Annotated in this window: 12 protein-coding genes; 7 read left to right on the top strand and 5 right to left on the bottom strand. The window is 69.9% G+C overall.

The genetic code is table 11. From position 1 onward, the window contains the following. Positions 1-3 precede the first annotated feature (3 nt). From AB0M01_RS38405 to AB0M01_RS38395, 3 genes are all read right to left on the bottom strand, one after another. Positions 4-1,185 carry an SWIM zinc finger family protein gene (locus AB0M01_RS38405; RefSeq protein ID WP_363677646.1) on the bottom strand — a complete coding sequence of 394 codons (1,182 nt, stop codon included), beginning with the start codon at positions 1,183-1,185 and terminating at the stop codon, positions 4-6. Next, a complete protein-coding gene (locus AB0M01_RS38400; RefSeq protein ID WP_363677645.1) occupies positions 1,182-3,896 on the bottom strand; it encodes a DEAD/DEAH box helicase in 2,715 nt (904 codons plus the stop codon). The genes AB0M01_RS38405 and AB0M01_RS38400 overlap by 4 nt, the downstream gene beginning before the upstream one ends. Before the next feature lie 133 nt (positions 3,897-4,029). Then, a complete protein-coding gene (locus AB0M01_RS38395) occupies positions 4,030-5,916 on the bottom strand; it encodes an ABC transporter ATP-binding protein (protein ID WP_363677698.1) in 1,887 nt (628 codons plus the stop codon). 172 nt (positions 5,917-6,088) lie between these two features. On the opposite strand from AB0M01_RS38395, the gene AB0M01_RS38390 reads away from it, so the two are divergent. The 6 genes from AB0M01_RS38390 (at position 6,089) to AB0M01_RS38365 (ending at position 13,633) form a co-directional block, all read left to right on the top strand. Then, positions 6,089-6,850 (top strand): TetR/AcrR family transcriptional regulator, encoded by a 762-nt coding sequence (locus AB0M01_RS38390; RefSeq protein WP_363677643.1) that lies wholly within the window; start codon positions 6,089-6,091, stop codon positions 6,848-6,850. A gap of 30 nt (positions 6,851-6,880) precedes the next feature. Then, a complete protein-coding gene (locus tag AB0M01_RS38385; RefSeq protein ID WP_363677642.1) occupies positions 6,881-7,483 on the top strand; it encodes a TetR/AcrR family transcriptional regulator in 603 nt (200 codons plus the stop codon). After that, positions 7,483-9,216 (top strand): ABC transporter ATP-binding protein, encoded by a 1,734-nt coding sequence (locus AB0M01_RS38380; RefSeq protein ID WP_363677640.1) that lies wholly within the window; start codon positions 7,483-7,485, stop codon positions 9,214-9,216. Before AB0M01_RS38385 ends, AB0M01_RS38380 begins: the two co-directional genes overlap by 1 nt. Further along, a complete protein-coding gene (locus tag AB0M01_RS38375; protein ID WP_363677638.1) occupies positions 9,213-11,309 on the top strand; it encodes an ABC transporter ATP-binding protein in 2,097 nt (698 codons plus the stop codon). Before AB0M01_RS38380 ends, AB0M01_RS38375 begins: the two co-directional genes overlap by 4 nt. Positions 11,310-11,394: 85 nt before the next feature. Beyond that, positions 11,395-12,717: a hypothetical protein gene (locus AB0M01_RS38370; protein WP_363677636.1), complete on the top strand. Its 1,323-nt coding sequence runs from the start codon at positions 11,395-11,397 to the stop codon at positions 12,715-12,717. After that, positions 12,644-13,633 carry a nucleoside hydrolase gene (locus AB0M01_RS38365; protein ID WP_363677634.1) on the top strand — a complete coding sequence of 330 codons (990 nt, stop codon included), beginning with the start codon at positions 12,644-12,646 and terminating at the stop codon, positions 13,631-13,633. The genes AB0M01_RS38370 and AB0M01_RS38365 overlap by 74 nt, the downstream gene beginning before the upstream one ends. Positions 13,634-13,640: 7 nt before the next feature. Here AB0M01_RS38365 and AB0M01_RS38360 read toward each other — a convergent pair whose 3' ends face one another. Further along, positions 13,641-14,909 carry a zinc-binding dehydrogenase gene (locus tag AB0M01_RS38360; RefSeq protein ID WP_363677632.1) on the bottom strand — a complete coding sequence of 423 codons (1,269 nt, stop codon included), beginning with the start codon at positions 14,907-14,909 and terminating at the stop codon, positions 13,641-13,643. Between the two features lie 64 nt (positions 14,910-14,973). Here AB0M01_RS38360 and AB0M01_RS38355 point away from each other — a divergent pair, with 64 nt between their 5' ends. Beyond that, entirely contained in the window at positions 14,974-15,309 is a 336-nt protein-coding gene (locus tag AB0M01_RS38355; RefSeq protein WP_363677630.1) for a helix-turn-helix transcriptional regulator, read from the top strand. Here the strand turns inward: AB0M01_RS38355 and AB0M01_RS38350 are convergent. Beyond that, on the bottom strand, positions 15,306-16,502 hold the full coding sequence (locus AB0M01_RS38350; RefSeq protein ID WP_363677697.1) for a M20 family metallopeptidase: 1,197 nt from the start codon (positions 16,500-16,502) through the stop codon (positions 15,306-15,308). The two genes, AB0M01_RS38355 and AB0M01_RS38350, sit on opposite strands and share 4 nt — an antisense overlap. Positions 16,503-16,682 lie beyond the last annotated feature (180 nt).

Genomic DNA, 16,682 nt, shown 5'->3' with positions numbered 1-16,682 from the left:
GAATTACTGACCGGCGAAGGCCGCGGTCGGGTCTCGGTCGGCCGGGCCGGCCGGCAGCCACTCGTCGTCGACCAGGCGGTACGGGTGCCAGCGGCCGACCCGGTCGAGCCGCAGCTGCACGGTCGATGCGGTGAGCCAGTTCCCGGAGATCTCCAGGTCGATGTCCTCGTCGTTCGCCGCCTGCAGCTCGGTGCGCGCTCGCACGAGCTCACCGCCCTGCGGGGCCCACGCGTTGAGGAGTACGTCGAGCCCCGGCGCACCGCCGTACTCCCACGCCTGTACGCCGACCGCGAGGCGTTCGGTCCCGGCCAGCCTGTCCCGCAGCTCCGGGTACTCGGCCGCGAGGCGCACCGAGTCCTGCCACTCGTCGAGCTCCCACGGCTCGGAAGCGCCCGCCAGCAAGGCGTTCAGCAACCCACGCGCTCGGCGGGCGGCATCGAGCACGAGCAACGGCAACAGGACAGACTCCAGGGGTGCCGTGCCGGTGATCGGCAGATCCTCGAGGGACACCTTGCCTGGCAACTCCGGAGAAGCCGGTAGTACTCCGACCTGTGCTGCAAACACAGTGGCCGCGTCGACACTGACCTCTTGCTGGATTTCTGAAGTTGGCGCGAGGGTTTCCTCCATCGCTCTCCGCTGCAGCTCGTCCAGCAGGTCCTCGCGCGACCGTCCGCGCAGAAGCAGCAGCACGAACGGATCGTCGTCCAGCAACCACGCCACCTGGTACGACAACCCAGCCGCGTGCTGACACGGCAGCTCCCATGCATCACACGTGCACGACGGGTCGAGATCGCCGATCCCCGGCAGCAACTGCACGCCCGCGTCCTCGGCCGCGCTGACCAGATCGTGCGGCATGTCGCCGTCGAGCAGCGCCGCGATGTGGCCGGCGCGCGAACCGACCTCGTCGAGGAACCGGCTCCACTCGTCGTCGGTCAGCTGCTCGACCAGGACTGCCGACTCGTACCGGTCCTCGGGCGCCTCGACGAGCGCCGCGATCCGGCCCGGGCTGACGGTGATCGTGCCGACCTGCCCCGAGTTCGCGAACCGGCGGCCCTTCTTCAGCTGGTTGTTGTCCAGCGACGTGTCCTCCATCGCCTGCACCCAGGCCCGCGCCCACCACGACCGCCCGCGCGTACTCCGCCCGCGCTGCGCGGGAAACGGCACGAACCCCTTCGCCGTACTCATCGCACCCCACCCCGCAGCTCCACCAGATCCGCCAGCTCGGCATCCGACAGCTCGGTCAGCGCCGCCTCACCCGCACTCAGTACGGCGTCCGCCAGTGCTCGCTTGCTGGTCAGCATCGCCGCGATCCGGTCCTCGATGGTGCCCTCGGCAATCAACCGGTGCACCTGCACCGGGCGGGTCTGCCCGATCCGGTACGCGCGATCGGTCGCCTGGTCCTCGACCGCCGGGTTCCACCACCGGTCGAAGTGCACCACGTGATCCGCCCGCGTCAGGTTCAGCCCGGTCCCCGCCGCCTTCAGCGACAGCAGGAACACCGGCACCTCCCCGGCCTGGAACCGCTCGACCATCTCCTCGCGCTTGTGCACCGGCGTGCCACCGTGCAGCAGCTGGGAGCCGACGCCGCGGTCCGCGAGGTGCTGCTCCAGCAGCCGCGCCATCGCGACGTACTGGGTGAAGATCAGCACCGCGCCGTCCTCGGCGAGGATCGTGCCGAGCAGTTCGTCGAGCAGCTCGAGCTTGCCCGACCGCCCGGCGAGCTTCGCGCCGGTCGGTTCCTTCAGGTACTGCACCGGGTGGTTGCAGATCTGCTTGAGCCCGGTCAGCAGCTTCACGATCAGCCCACGCCGCGCCATCGCGCTGCTCGACCGGACCTCCTCCATCAGCTCGCGGACCGTTGCCTCGTACAACACCGCCTGCTCGCGGGTGAGCGACACGGTCTGGTCGGTCTCGGTCTTCGGCGGCAGCTCCGGCGCGATCCCCGGGTCGGACTTCTTCCGCCGCAGCAGGAACGGCCGGACCAGCGTCGCGAGCCGGTCGGCGATCTCCTGGTCCTTGTCGGCCTCGATCGGCGTCGCCCAGCGGCTGCGGAACGTGCCGAGCCGGCCGAGCAGCCCCGGCGTCGTCCAGTCGAGGATCGCCCACAGCTCGGACAGGTTGTTCTCCACCGGCGTACCGGTCAGCGCGACGCGCGCCTGCGCGGGCACCGTGCGCAGCGCCTTCGCCGTCCCTGATGCAGGGTTCTTCACGTGCTGCGCCTCGTCGGCGACGAGCAGACCCCAGCGATGCCCGGCGAGCTTCTTCGCGTCCCGCCGCAGCGTCCCGTACGTCGTGAGCACGAACCCGGTGTCGGCGTCGTCGAGCGAGCGGCTGGTCCCGTGGAAACGGCGGACCGGCGTACCGGGAGCGAACTTGTTCACCTCGCGCTCCCAGTTCCCGAGCAGGGACGCCGGGCAGACGACCAGCGTCGGGCCGGCGGTCGCGTCGTTGGTCTGGCGGTGAAGATGCAGTGAGATCAGCGTGATCGTCTTGCCGAGACCCATGTCGTCGGCGAGACAGCCGCCGAGACCGAGCGACGTCATCCGGGCCAGCCACTGCAGGCCGCGCAGCTGGTAGTCGCGCAGGGTCGCCTGGAGGGCCTCGGGTGCTTCGAGCGGTTCGTCGGAGCGGTCGGGGTCGGCGATCCGGGCGCGCAGGTCGTCGAGCCACTTGGTCGGTGTCACCGCGACGTGCTGACCGTCGATCTCGGCCGTACCGGTGAGCGCGGCACCGAGCGCGTCGATCGGCGTGACCGGCTTGAGGATCCGCTCGCGCGCCTTGCGGGCCACCTCGGGGTCGACCAGCATCCACTGGTCGCGCAAGCGGACCACTGGACGGGTCGCCTCGGCGAGCCGGTCCATCTCCTCGGTGGTCAGCGGGTCGTTGCCGAGCGCAACCTGCCAGCTGAAGTCGAGCGTGCTGTCGCCGCCGAAGAAGCTCGGCAGGTCGGACGGGGGAGTGTCCGGCGTGGTGGTGATCGCGGCCCGGGCGGTCAGCGCCCGCCCGAGGCTGCGCGGCCAGTGCAGGTCGACCCCCGCGGCCGCGAGCCGCTGCGCACCGTGCGCGAGCAGCCCGGCGATCTCGTCGTCGGACAGCTCCAGCCGATCCGGTACGGCGGCGTCGAGCAGCTGATGCAGCGGCTGCCAGACGCGGGCGGCGCGCCGGATCGCCAGCGTCGCGTCGATCCGCGCCCGCGGGCCGAACCCGGGTACGTCGCCCGCCCACACGTCGGCGGCGTCCGCGACGAGCGTCGGGTCCTGCAGGCTGTGCAGCTGCACGTTGGCCCGCAGCCCGAGGTCGTCGCCTTCGATCAGGTCGATCCGCAGGGAGATCCGTACGCCGGTGTCGAGCCCCGCCGACACCTCGTCCGCCCAGGACCGCAACCGCTCGACACGCTGCGGTGCCTTCGCGGTGAACAGATCAGTCCCATGAGCCTTGGCGGCAGCCGCCGACCGGGGCATGCCATCGGCAACCGCGTCGAGGAACGCCCGAACAAGATCCTCGGCAACAGGAAGCCGAAGGTTCTCATCAGGTACTGCACGTGCCTCAGCAGGCATCGCTTCAGCCAACTGCAGCACCCGTTCGACATCCGGCTGGTCGTACGGCCCAACCCGCCACGCGTCATGCCCACCGGCCGAAACTCCTGGCAGCAACCGCCCTCGCGCGACCAGCTGCAGCGCGACCAAGGACACCGCACCCCAGAACCCCACCGACGGATGAGCCTCGGCCGACTTCCGCGCCCGCCCGAGCAACGGAACCGCCTCACCCACCGGCAGCTCCATCGCCCGGACAACCTGCGGTCGCACAACGCCGTCGACCGGCGCCACCACCTGGAGATCGACATGCTCACCGATCCCCAGCGGCAGCGCCTCCCCGTCGGGCGACCAGAACGCCACGGTCCCCGACCGTGGTGGATCAGCCGGCCGGAACACCGCCACCAACTGAGCAACCTCGGCCGAAACTCCCACCGCTACTACCAACCCCGTACCTTCCCTCGCCACCAGCAGCACTCACACCCACCCCTGCGCGTCACGACCTCCCGGCCACCACCACCTCGTCCTCGGCCGTCGGCTGGTCGAACTGCGTCCGGTACAACTCCTCGTACCGCCCACCCAACGCCAGCAGCTCCGTGTGAGTTCCCCGCTCGACCACAACGCCGGCCTCGATCACCAGGATCAGATCGGCCGCCCGGATCGTCGACAACCGGTGCGCGATGACGACCGCCGTACGACCGTCCAGCGCCTCCGCCAGCGCCGCCTGCACAGCGGCCTCCGACGTCGAGTCCAGCGCCGCCGTCGCCTCGTCGAGGATCACGACCCGCGGCTGCGCGAGCAGCAACCGCGCGATCGTCAGCCGCTGCCGCTCACCACCCGACAGCCGGTACCCGCGCTCACCGACCACGGTGTCCAGCTGGTCCGGCAGCGACCGGATCAGGTCACCCAGCCGAGCCCGCGTCAACGAGTCCCACAGCTCCTCTTCCGAAGCCTCCGGCCGCGCGAGCAGCAGGTTCTCCCGGATCGAGTCGTGGAAGAGGTGCCCGTCCTGCGTGACCATCCCGAGCGTGTCCCGCAACGACTCGGCCGTCACGTCCCGTACGTCGACGCCCGCGAGCCGGACCGCGCCCGAGTCCACGTCGTACAGGCGGGGGATCAGCTGGGCGATCGTCGACTTGCCCGCTCCCGACGTACCGACCAGGGCGATCATCTGACCGGGCTCGGCCCGGAACGAGATCCCGTGCAGCACCTCTTCACCACCGCGGGTGTCGAGCTTCGCGACCTCCTCCAGCGAGGCCAGCGACACCTTGTCGGCCGACGGGTACGCGAACCGTACGTCGTCGAACTCGACCGCGACCGGCCCTTCCGGCACCCGCCCGGCGTCCGGCTTGTCCTGGATCAGCGGCTTGAGGTCGAGGATCTCGAAGACCCGCTCGAAGCTGACCAGCGCGGTCATCACCTCGAGCCGCGCGCTGGCGAGCGCGGTCAGCGGCGCGTAGAGCCGGGTCAGCAGCAGTGCCATCGCCACCACCGTGCCCGCATCGAGCTGGTCGCGCAGCGCGTAGAACCCGCCGAGCCCGTAGACGACGGCGAGCGCAAGCGCGGAGACCAGCGTCAGCGCGGTCACGAAGACCCACTGCACCATCGCGGTCCGGACACCGATGTCGCGCACCTGGCGCGCCCGGTCGGCGAACTCCTTCGACTCCCGCACCGGCCGGCCGAACAGCTTCACCAGCGTCGCGCCGGGCGCGGAGAACCGCTCGGTCATCTGCGTGCTCATGGTGGCGTTGTAGTTCGCCGCCTCGCGCTCCAGCGACGCCAGCCGCGCGCCCATCCGCCGGGCCGGGATCACGAACACCGGCAGCAGGATGAGCGCCAGCACAGTGATCTGCCACGACCGGCTCAGCATCACCACGAGCGTGAGGACGAGCATCACCAGGTTGCTGACGACCCCGGACAGCGTGTCGCTGAAGGCGCGCTGCGCGCCGATCACGTCGTTGTTCAGCCGGGAAACCAGCGCGCCGGTCCTGGTCCGGGTGAAGAACGCGATCGGCATCTTCTGGATGTGGTCGAAGACCGCAGTCCGGAGGTCGAGGATCAGCCCCTCACCGATCCGCGCCGACAGCCACCGGGTGAACAGGCTGATCCCGGCCTCGGCGACCGCGATCACCGCGATCAGCCCGGCCAGCCACAGCACCATGCCGACCGCCTTGCCGTCGACGATCGCCTCGACCACCTCGCCGGCCAGGATCGGGGTCGCGACGGCGAGCACGGCGGCCGCCGTACTGAGCACCAGGAACGCGACCAGCAACCGCCGGTGCGGACGTGCGAAAGCGAGGATCCGCTTCAGCGTCGCCTTGGAGAACGGACGTTTCTCTTCCTGCGCGTTCATCGCGTGGTACAGCGAGTTCCACGCGGTCATTTCCATACTCACGGTTGTGCTCCGGAGGTCGATCGTGGGCCAGGGTGTGGCGATGGTCTCGCGGACCACCGACACTTTCCGACGACCGTAGGACCTCGACTTAACTAGAGGTCAACAGGATTTAAACTGGGTACGATGTACGGAGTATAACCGGTCGGAGAGAATCACGCTCATGAATTCCGAGTACAGCGGTGCCGGCGACCCCGCGAAGAGCCTGGAGCTGCTCTGGGGGCTGCAGTCCAAGCCGACCCGCGGGCCGAAACCCGCGCTCACCGTCGACGGTGTCTGCGCGGCCGCCGTACGGATCGCGGACGCGGAGGGCCTGGTCGCGCTGTCGATGCGCCGGGTCGCCGACGAGCTCGGCGTCGGTGCGATGACGCTGTACCGGTACGTGCCCGGCAAGGCCGAGCTGCTCGACGTGATGCTCGACAGCGTGTACGCCGAGTTCCCGCGCCGCCCGGTCGACGGCGACTGGCGGGCCAAGCTCCGCGAGGTCGCGCTGGAGAACCGCGAGCTCTACCTGGCCCACCCGTGGATGCTGTACGTCGCCAGCAGCCGCCCGCCGCTCGGACCGGGGCTGATGGCGAAGTACGAGTACGAGCTGGAGGCGGTCGAGGGGATCGGGCTGACCGACGTCGAGATGGACGCGGCCATCGCGCTGGTCAACGGGTACGTGCACGGCGCCGTACGAAGTGCTGTCGACGCCAAGCTGGTGATCCAGTCGTCTGGTATCACGGACAAGGACTGGTGGCTGGCGCACGAGCCGTTGCTGGAGAAGATCGGGGACGCGCAGAAGTTCCCGCTCGCCAGCCGGGTGGGGACCGCGGTCGGCGAGGAGTTCGACGCGGCGTACGACTCCGAGCACGGGTTCGCGTTCGGGCTGGACCGGGTGCTGGACGGGATCGCGGCGCTGCTGGCCACAAAACAGTTGTGAGTGAGTACTCACTCAGTTAATCTCGGCCGGGTGAGTCCACGAGCGACCCCGATGCCGCCCGACGAGCGCCGTGCCGCGATCGTCGCCGCCGTGCTGCCCCTGCTGGAGGAGTACGGCACCGATGTCAGCACCCGGCAAATCGCCGAGGCGGCCGGTGTCGCCGAAGGCACCATCTTCCGCGCGTTCGGCAGCAAGGACGCGCTGATCGACGCCGCGATCGGGTCGGCCTTCGAGTCCGGGCCGCTGATCGCAGCCCTGAACCAGATCGACCCGTCGCTGCCGCTGCGCGAACGCCTGATCGCCTCGGTCGAGGTGAGCCAGAGCCGGCTGCGCAGCGTCTTCCGGCTGCTGCTGACGATGCGGATGCACCGGCCACCGGACTGGAAGAGCGATCCCGCCGAGGAGAAGCGCCGCAAGGCCGAGGCGGAGGCGGCCAGCGCCGTCTTCGTCGACCTGATCCGGCCCGACGCGCACGCTCTGCGGTTCTCGCCCGAGGACGTCGCGCACCGGATCCGGATGATCACCTTCTCCGCGACCCACCCAATGATTTCGGACGGTCGGCCGATGACCGCCGAGGAGATCGTCGACTTCGCACTCGACGGTGTCCGCCTTCACGACCTTGGGGACAACTGATGCTACTTCGCCTGTTACGCACGCACCTGCGTCCGTACGCCGGCAACCTGACCCTGGTGGTGGTCCTGCAGTTCGTCGGGACGATCGCCTCCCTCTACCTGCCGAGCCTGAACGCCGACATCATCGACAACGGTGTCGCCACCGGCGACACCGGCTACATCGTGCGCACCGGCGGCTGGATGCTCGGCGTCAGCCTGGTGCAGATCCTCTGCACGATCTTCGCCGTGTACTTCGGCGCCAAGACCGCGGCGCTGTTCGGCCGCGACGTCCGGGCCGCGGTGTTCCACCAGGTCGGCAGCTTCTCGGCCCGCGAGGTGAACCAGTTCGGCGCGCCGACGCTGATCTCGCGCAGCACCAACGACGTCACCCAGGTCCAGATGCTGGTGGTCACCTCCTGCACGATGCTGGTGGCCGCGCCGATCACGATGGTCGGCGGCATCGTGGCGGCGGTCCGCGAGGACGCCGGTCTGTCCTGGCTGGTCGCGGTCGCCGTACCGCTGCTGGCCGCGTCGATCGGGCTGATCGCCAGCCGGATGGTGCCGCAGTTCCGCAAGATGCAGGTCAACATCGACAGCGTGAACCGGGTGCTGCGCGAGCAGATCACCGGTATCCGGGTGGTCCGCGCCTTCGTCCGCGAGCCGCACGAGACAGAGCGCTTCGGCGAGGCCAACGCCAACGTCACCGACACCGCGATCCGGGCCGGCCGGCTGATGGCGCTGGTCTTCCCGGTGGTGATGCTGATCCTGAACGCCTCCAGCGTGGCGGTGCTCTGGTTCGGGGCGTCCCGGGTGGAGAGCGGCGCGATGCAGGTCGGTCAGCTGACCGCCTTCATCAGCTACCTGATCCAGATCCTGTTCTCGGTGATGATGGCGACCTTCGTGATGATCATGGTGCCGCGGGCCGCGGTCTGCGCCGACCGGATCACCGAGGTGCTGAACACCGAATCCTCGGTCCGTCCGCCGGTGACGCCGATCGGTGCGTTCACCGGTCAGGGCGAGCTGGTCTTCGAGAACGCCGGCTTCCAGTACCCCGGAGCCGCCGAACCGGTCCTGCGCGACCTCAGCTTCTCCGCGTCGCCGGGGCAGACGACGGCTGTGATCGGGAGTACGGGCGCAGGGAAGACGACGCTGCTCTCGCTGGTGCCGCGGCTGTTCGACGCCACCGGTGGGCGGGTGCTCGTCGACGGCGTCGACGTCCGGGAGATCGACCCGGAGGCGCTCTGGAAGCGGATCGGCCTGGTGCCGCAGCGGCCGTACCTGTTCTCCGGGACCGTGGCCAGCAACCTGCGGTACGGGAACCCCGACGCCACCGACGAGGAGCTCTGGCACGCGCTGGAGATTGCCCAGGGCAAGGACTTCGTCGAGGCGATGCCGGAGCAGCTGAACGCGCCGATCGCCCAGGGCGGGACGAACGTGTCCGGTGGCCAGCGGCAACGACTGGCGATCGCGCGGGCGCTGGTCCGCAAACCCGAGATCTACCTGTTCGACGACTCGTTCTCGGCGCTCGACCTGGCCACCGACGCGCGGCTGCGCGCCGCGCTGGCGCCGGTCACCGCCGACGCGTGCGTGGTGATCGTCGCCCAGCGGGTGTCCACGATCATCGACGCCGACCAGATCATCGTGCTCGAGGACGGCGCGGTCGTCGGCCGCGGGACGCACGAGGAGCTGCTCGAGTCCTGTCCGACGTACGGCGAGATCGTCGAGTCCCAGCGGTCCGCGGAGGAGGCAGCATGAGTGACAACCAGACCACCACTGCTGCTGCCGACGAGCCGGCCGAGGGTACGGCGACGGTGAAGGCGACCGAGCGGCCGACCGGTGGCCGCGCGTTCGGTCCGCCCGGCGGGATCCCCGGCGACAAGTCGATGAACTTCGGCCCGTCGGCCAAGCGCCTGCTGCGCCGGCTCCGGCCGCACCGCGTCCAGGTGTTCGGCGTGATCCTGCTCGCGATCGCCAGCGTCGGTCTGTCCGTGCTCGGGCCGAAGATGCTCGGCCGGGCCACCGACATCATCTTCTCCGGTGCGATCGGCAAGCTGCTGCCGGCCGACGTCAGTAAGGAGCAGGCCATCGAGGGCCTGCGGGCCCAGGGCAACAATCGGTTCGCCGACCTGATCACCGGGATCGATCTTATCCCGGGCGTCGGCATCGACTTCGATGCCCTGCGCAACGTGCTGCTGCTGGTCCTCGGCCTGTACGTCGGAGCGTTCCTGCTCTCCTGGATGCAGGGCTACATCCTGAACGGCGTGGTCCAGCGGACCGTCTTCGAGCTGCGCTCCGAGGTCGAGGACAAGCTGAACCGGCTCCCGCTCAGCTACTTCGACGGCGCACCGCGCGGTGAACTGCTGAGCCGGGTCACCAACGACATCGACAACGTGTCGACCAGCCTGCAGCAGACCCTGAGCCAGCTGCTCACCTCGCTGCTGACAGTGGTCGGCGTGATCACGCTGATGTTCGTGGTCTCGCCGCTGCTGGCGCTGATCGCGCTGGTGACGATCCCGGTCTCGATGATCCTGACCGCGGCGATCGCGAAGCGGTCGCAGACCCGGTTCGTCGCCCAGTGGCGGCACACCGGCGCGCTGAACGCGCAGATCGAGGAGGCCTTCACCGGCCACGAGCTGGTCAAGGTGTTCGGCCGGCAGAAGGAGATCGAGGCGAGCTTCGCGACCAAGAACGAGGAGCTGTACCAGGCGTCGTTCGGCGCGCAGTTCATCTCCGGGCTGATCATGCCGTCGATGATGTTCATCGGGAACGTCAACTACGTGGTGATCGCGGTGATCGGCGGCCTGCGAGTGGCGTCCGGCACGATGTCGCTGGGCGACGTACAGGCCTTCATCCAGTACTCGCGGCAGTTCACGCAGCCGCTGACTCAGGTCGCGTCGATGGCCAACCTGCTGCAGTCCGGAGTCGCTTCGGCCGAGCGGGTCTTCGAGGTGCTGGACGCCGAGGAGCAGGTCCCGGAGGACGCGACGCCGGAGCAGGTCACGCAGGCCCGCGGGCGGGTCGAGTTCGAGCACGTGTCGTTCTCGTACAAGCCCGACGTCCCGCTGATCACCGACCTGTCGCTGGTCGCCGAACCCGGGATGACGGTCGCGATCGTCGGACCGACCGGCGCCGGCAAGACCACGCTGGTGAACCTGATCATGCGGTTCTACGAGCTGAACGGCGGCCGGATCACCCTCGACGGCATCGACATCACCGAACTGACCCGGCACGACCTGCGGTCCAGGATCGGCATGGTGCTGCAGGACACCTGGCTCTTCGGCGGCACGATCCGCGACAACATCCTCTACGGCAACCTGAACGCCACCGAGGAGGAGATGCTGGCCGCGGCCAAGGCGACGTACGTCGACCGCTTCGTCCACAGCCTCCCCGACGGTTACGACACGGTGATCGACGAGGAAGGCAGCAACGTCAGCGCCGGTGAGAAGCAGCTCCTCACCATCGCCCGCGCCTTCCTGGCCGACCCCCAGCTGCTGATCCTCGACGAGGCCACCAGCTCGGTCGACACCCGCACCGAGGTCCTGGTCCAGCGCGCGATGGCCGCGCTGCGGTCCGACCGCACCAGCTTCGTCATCGCCCACCGCCTCTCCACCATCCGCGACGCCGACCTGATCCTGGTGATGGAGAACGGCGCAATCGTCGAACAGGGCAACCACACGGAACTCCTGGCCGTCGACGGCGCCTACGCCCGGCTCTACAACGCCCAGTTCACCGCCGCGGTCGTCGACCACGACGCAACCGGCGCCCCGGCTCCCACGCCGGTCCCACCGGTCCCCACCACGGCGCAACTCCTGGCCGACGACGAGGACGAGTCAGCCCTCACCCCGTAGGACAGTTCACAGGCGCCGCTCCACCTGGGGCGGCGCCTGTGGATATCTTCCGCGGCGATCGCGCGGAATGTGAGCTACTTGGTGGATGGAACCTTCGGATGCGATTCGCCGCCGCGGTCTCGAGGTCGCCCGCCACTTCGGAGCGAAGCTCGGGCTGCACGACGAGTGCGACCTGAGCACGCTCGCCGACGCGTACGCCGTGACGTACGAGTTCTCGGCGCCGCTGATGGTCAGGATCGCCGACGACATGCTGGCCGATCTGCGGGCCGACGTCGGGTCGCGGCGTACGGATCGGGTGCTGGCGCTCGGGCGGGACGGGCACAGTCTGGCGATCGCGATGCGCCGGCTCGAGCCGGACTTCTACCAGCAGCACGTGTCGAACCTGGTGGTTTCGCGTGCGCTGGTGGAGAACGCTCTGCAGGATCTCGAGCATCATCTGAAGTTGCAGTTCCCTCAGGTGGACGGCTATCGGCGAGTCGCGCCGCGGGTGGATCCGGGCGACACGGTCGCTGGGTTTCGGGTGCTGACCGAGTATCTGCACGCAGGGCGCGTGCCGGTCGACCGGCCGGGGAGCCGGGTGACCGTGTTCGACACGAGCTTCAAGGGCACGGTGCAGGAGCTGCTGTCCGCGGTGTATCCGGAGACGACGTTCAACGGGCGGTACGCCTTCTTCGGTGAGTCGCCGTACGATCCGCATCCGGGCAGCAAGCGTGGCTACGAGGTCCATCTGAGTGCGGACGAGACGCGGCAGGGACGTCCGTTCTACGAGCTTCCCGCGGACGAGTCGAAGACGTTCGCGCACCAGCTCGGGATCAACGCGGTCGAGGAGCTGCTGGACGGGCCGATGGCGACCTCCATCAGGATCGCCGATGGCCGGCCGGAGCAGACCGGGCAGCGGCACCGCCCGGAGATGCTGGTCGGTCTGAGCCGCGGACGGATCTCCGACCGGCTCCGGTCGCTGCCGGTGCGGGAAGGCGTCAAGGTGGTGAACCTGTACGCCGTCGCGGATCGGGCGCGTCATGCTGCCGTGCTGCGCGACACGGGCAAGGACTACCGGACCGGGCTGGAGCACGGCGCTGCGCGGTTCCGGCAGGAGATCCGGGCGTGGATCGGCGGCGAGGCGGTCGAGCCGCGGCTGAAGGAGTTCCTCGACGGGTTCGTGCACCGGGCCGACAAGCAGGAGGCCGAGGCGCTCGGGCAGGCCTTGGACAGGTCGCGGGTGCCGGAGGCTCGCGCGGCGGCGATCTGGGCGGCGTACGACCGTTGCGCCGACGGAGACAAAGCGGTGTTCGTACAGAATGTCCTCAACGCGGAGCAGACAGGCGGAGGTTCGGATGGGCGGCGAACGGGGCGACGAGAGCCCGACGGACGAGTGGCTGGCGATCGTGGGGATGAGCGAGAGCTTTGAGGAGCTCGGCGAGCCCGCGGACGCGGTCGGCGGGCCGCCGCCTGGGCTCGGGCCGCAGGTGGTGGCGCGGGCGCCGATGATCATCGACACGGATGCGGGTGGGGATCCGGATGATGATGTGGCGCTGGTGGTGGCGGCTCGGGCCGTGCCTGAGTTGGGGTTGGTGGTGACGTCCGACGAGTACGGCGGGGAGCGGGCGCGGTTCGTTCGGCATCTGCTGGATCTGGCGGGGCGGCCGGAGGTTCCGGTCGTCGCGGGGTCGGATCTGGGGAATGACCGGTTGTACTTCGTGGACGGGCTGTTTCCTGCGGACGTGCCGAAGCAGAGTGACGACGTGATCGGCGCGGTGGCTGCGGTGTGTGCTTCGACGCCGGGGCCGGTGCGGTGGGTGGGGATCGGACCGTTGTCGAACCTCGCGGCTCTGCAGGAGGCCCGGCCGGAGCTGGTCGCCAAGATGGTGGTGACGCAGATGGGGGGTGCGATCAACTATCGCGATCCTTCCCGGGCCGAGCACAACTTCCGGATGGACCCTGCCGCGGTCATCCGGATGTTGCCGGTGCTGGAGCTGTCCGTGCCGTCGTTCGTGGTGTCGGACGTGACGTTCAACCCGGCGATGGAGCTGCTGCCCGGGTCGGCGATCTACGAGAAGTGGGCCGCGCCGGGGAGTCCGCCGTGGGGGCCGGTGCTGAAAGCGCACTTCGACCGCTGGATGGAGCGCTACCCGGGCTCGATGCAGCACGACGCGCTGACGCTGGCCGCGGCGATGTTCTGGCCCGGGGTGCGGTTCGTGCGCGAGCGGGTCGCGCTGGACGAGCTCGCCCGGATGCGGATCGATGCCGAGGGCATCGAGATCGCGATGTCGGTGCGGGCGGACTACGCGGCGTTCATGCGGTGGCTGGAGGAGCGCGTCACCTGATCGTCGTTCACGGGACGGTCAGGACGAGCTTGCCGAGGTGCGAGTTGCTCTCCAGGTGCTTGTGTGCGGCAACCGCGTCGCTCAGGGGATAGGTCGCAGCCACCACCGGTCGGAAGGCGCCGCTCCGCAGCCCGGCGGTGATGAAGGCCGCCGCCCGGGCCAGCCGCCGGGCGTCGCGGCTGAGCTCGTGCATCGTGTACGACCGGATGGTGAGCGCGGGGAGACCGAGGTCCACACCCGGGTACGGCGTGGGCTGCCCGCTGGAGGCGCCGTAGACGAGGAGCGTGCCGCCGGGGGAGACGAGCTGGGCGAGGTCGGAGATCCCGGGGCCAGCAACGGCGTCGAGCACGAGCGGGACACCGCGGCCGCAGGTCAGCGCCTTGACCTGGGCGGCCAGGTCCCCGGACGGGACGGCGCCGAGACCCGCGCTGCCATCGGGGCCGCGCTGCCCGGCAGTTGCAGTTGGTCGCGCGCTGACTTCCACGCCGCGCTGCCCGGGAGCGGCAGGTGCATCCGCGCCGACATGCAGCCCATGCTGCCCGGCAGCCGGGAGTCCCGCGCCCGCTTCGAGGCCGGGCTGCCCGGCGGTCGCAGGTAGTCCCGTGCCGACTTCCACGCCGCGGCGCCCGGGAGCCGCGGGGAATTGTGAGCCGGCGTCTGTTTCCGGGCCAGTGGTGATCACGTGTGTGGCGCCGTGGTTTGCGAGGGCGGCGGCCTTGGTGGCGGTTCGGGTGAGGGCGATGGTGTGGACGCCCAGGTGGTTGGCGATCTGGATGAGCGCCAGGCCGACACTGCTGGAGGCGGCGTTGAGGACGATCGTGTCGCCGGGGTGGATGATGCCGGGTTCGACGAGGGCGCCGTACGCCGTGAGGTAGGCCATCCAGGTGGCGGCTCCGGTGATGGCGTCGGTGCCGTCCGGGCGGGGGAGGACGGCAGCCGCGGGGACGATCGCGCGGTCGGCGTACACGGGGTAGTCGTTCTGGGAGAACGCGGGGACGACGCTGACCGGGTCGCCGGGTTCGAGGCCGGTGACGCCGGGGCCGACGAGGTCGATGACGCCGCTGACCTCGGAGCCTAGGCCGGCGGGGAACTCACGGACGGGCTCGATGTAGTGGCCGCTGCGGACGAGCGCTTCGGCGCGGTTGACGCCGATCGCCTCGACGCGGATCCGTGCCTCGCCCGCGCCGGGCGCGCCGATCGGCGCTTGCTCGACCTGCAGCACCTCCGGCCCACCGAGCGAGTGGAACCGCACGACCGTCGCCTGCTCAGCTGTCATCCCGACAGTGAACCCTGCAAGTTTGATGGCTGTCAAACTATGATGGCTGTCGTACTATGAGGTCGTGAACCGGATCCCAGCGCACCCCGACCCCGCGGAGATCGCGCTCCAACAGGTGCTGGAGGCGCTCGTCGACCCGGTCCGCCGCAGCATCGTCACCCAGCTCGCGCAGGCGGCGGAGGACGTGAAGTGCGGGGGATTCGACCTCGACGTCAGTGCGTCGACCGCCACCCATCACTTCAAGGTGCTGCGCGAGGCCGGGCTGATCCGGCAGTACTACGTGGGCACGTCGCGGATGAACTCGCTGCGGGACGAGGAGTTCGAGCAGGTCCACCCGGGGTTGCTCGGCGCGATCGTGGCCGCCGAGTCGAGTCGGCGGCCACGCAAGCCCGTGGGTTAGACCCCGCGGGCGATCCGGCGTACGGCGAGCTCCGCAAGCAAGGCCGCGCCGTCTGGCAGGACCGTGTCGTCGAAGTTCGCCAGCGGCGAGTGGTTGTCGGCGGCCGCGTCGGGGTCGTCGCCTGCGCAGGCGCTGAGGTTGAGGTAGACGCCGGGGACCTCGTTGAGGACGTAGGAGAAGTCCTCGGCGCCGCAGCGCGGGTTGGCGCGTTCGTGGAAGCGGTCGGGGCCGAAGAGGTCGACGATGGTGTCGCGGGCGAAGGCGTACTCGTCGGGGTTGTTGACGACGACCGGGTAGCCGATCAGGTAGTTGACCTCGGCCACCAGGCCGTGCGCCGCGGTGATCTGCTCGACGAGCTGGGTCGACGCCTGCTGGACCTTGCTGCGGGTCTGTTCGGAGAACGTCCGGATCGTCGCGTCGAAGAACGCGTCGTCGGGGATGATGTTCTCCTTGGTGCCGCCGGCGATCCGGCCGACGGTGAGCACGACCGGGTCGAAGACGTCGAACTGCCGGGTGATCATCGTCTGCAGCGCGGTGACCAGTTCGCAGGCGACGGGGATCGGGTCCTTGCCCCGGTACGGCGTGGAGCCGTGCGTGCCCGCGCCGACGACGCGGACGTGGAGCTGGTCGGCGGCGGCCATGAACGAGTTCGGCTTGCTGCTCCACATGCCGAACGGCTGGCCGGCCGAGCCGACGTGCAGACCGTACGCCGCGTCGACGCGGCGGCCGGCGGCTTCCAGGACGCCTTCGCGGATCATGATCGGAGCGCCGCCGGAGGTCTCCTCGCCGGGCTGGAACATGAAGACGACGTCACCGGCGAGCTGGTCGCGGATCGCGTGCAGGATCTTCACCGCGCCGACCAGGCCGGCGACGTGCAGGTCGTGGCCGCAGGCATGCATCATGCCGTCGTGCTGGGACTTGAACGGTACGTCGGTGCGCTCGGTCACCGGGAGGGCGTCCATGTCGCCGCGCAGGAGGACGACCGGGCGGGTTGAGCCGTCAGTCGGTGCGGTCCCGCGGAGCACCGCGGTGACCGACGAGAGTTCCTTGCCGACCGTCACCTCCAGGTCGAGCCCCTCGAGAGCAGCGAGGACCAGCGCCTGGGTCTTCGGCAGCTCCAGGTCGTACTCCGGCACCTCGTGCAGCGCTCGCCGCAGGGAGACGATCTCGGCGCGGAACTGCTCGGCGAGCACGCGGGTGGCCGACGGCTCGGCGCCTTCGGCGCCATCGCGCTGGAGAAGGGCGGGGGAGAGGGGGCCGGCCGCCGGCGCGTCGGCTTCGCCTGACGCGGCCGGGGATCCAGCGGCCGGGGGGGCCGCCCGCCGGGCTACACCGCGCCGGGGGCCACCGGCCGGGGGGACACCGGCCGGGGT

The sequence above is a fragment of the Kribbella sp. NPDC051770 genome, from assembly GCF_040681455.1.
Lineage (GTDB): Bacteria > Actinomycetota > Actinomycetes > Propionibacteriales > Kribbellaceae > Kribbella.
The sequence above is the reverse complement of the archived record's forward strand: the minus strand, read 5'-3'. Positions and strand labels throughout refer to the sequence as shown.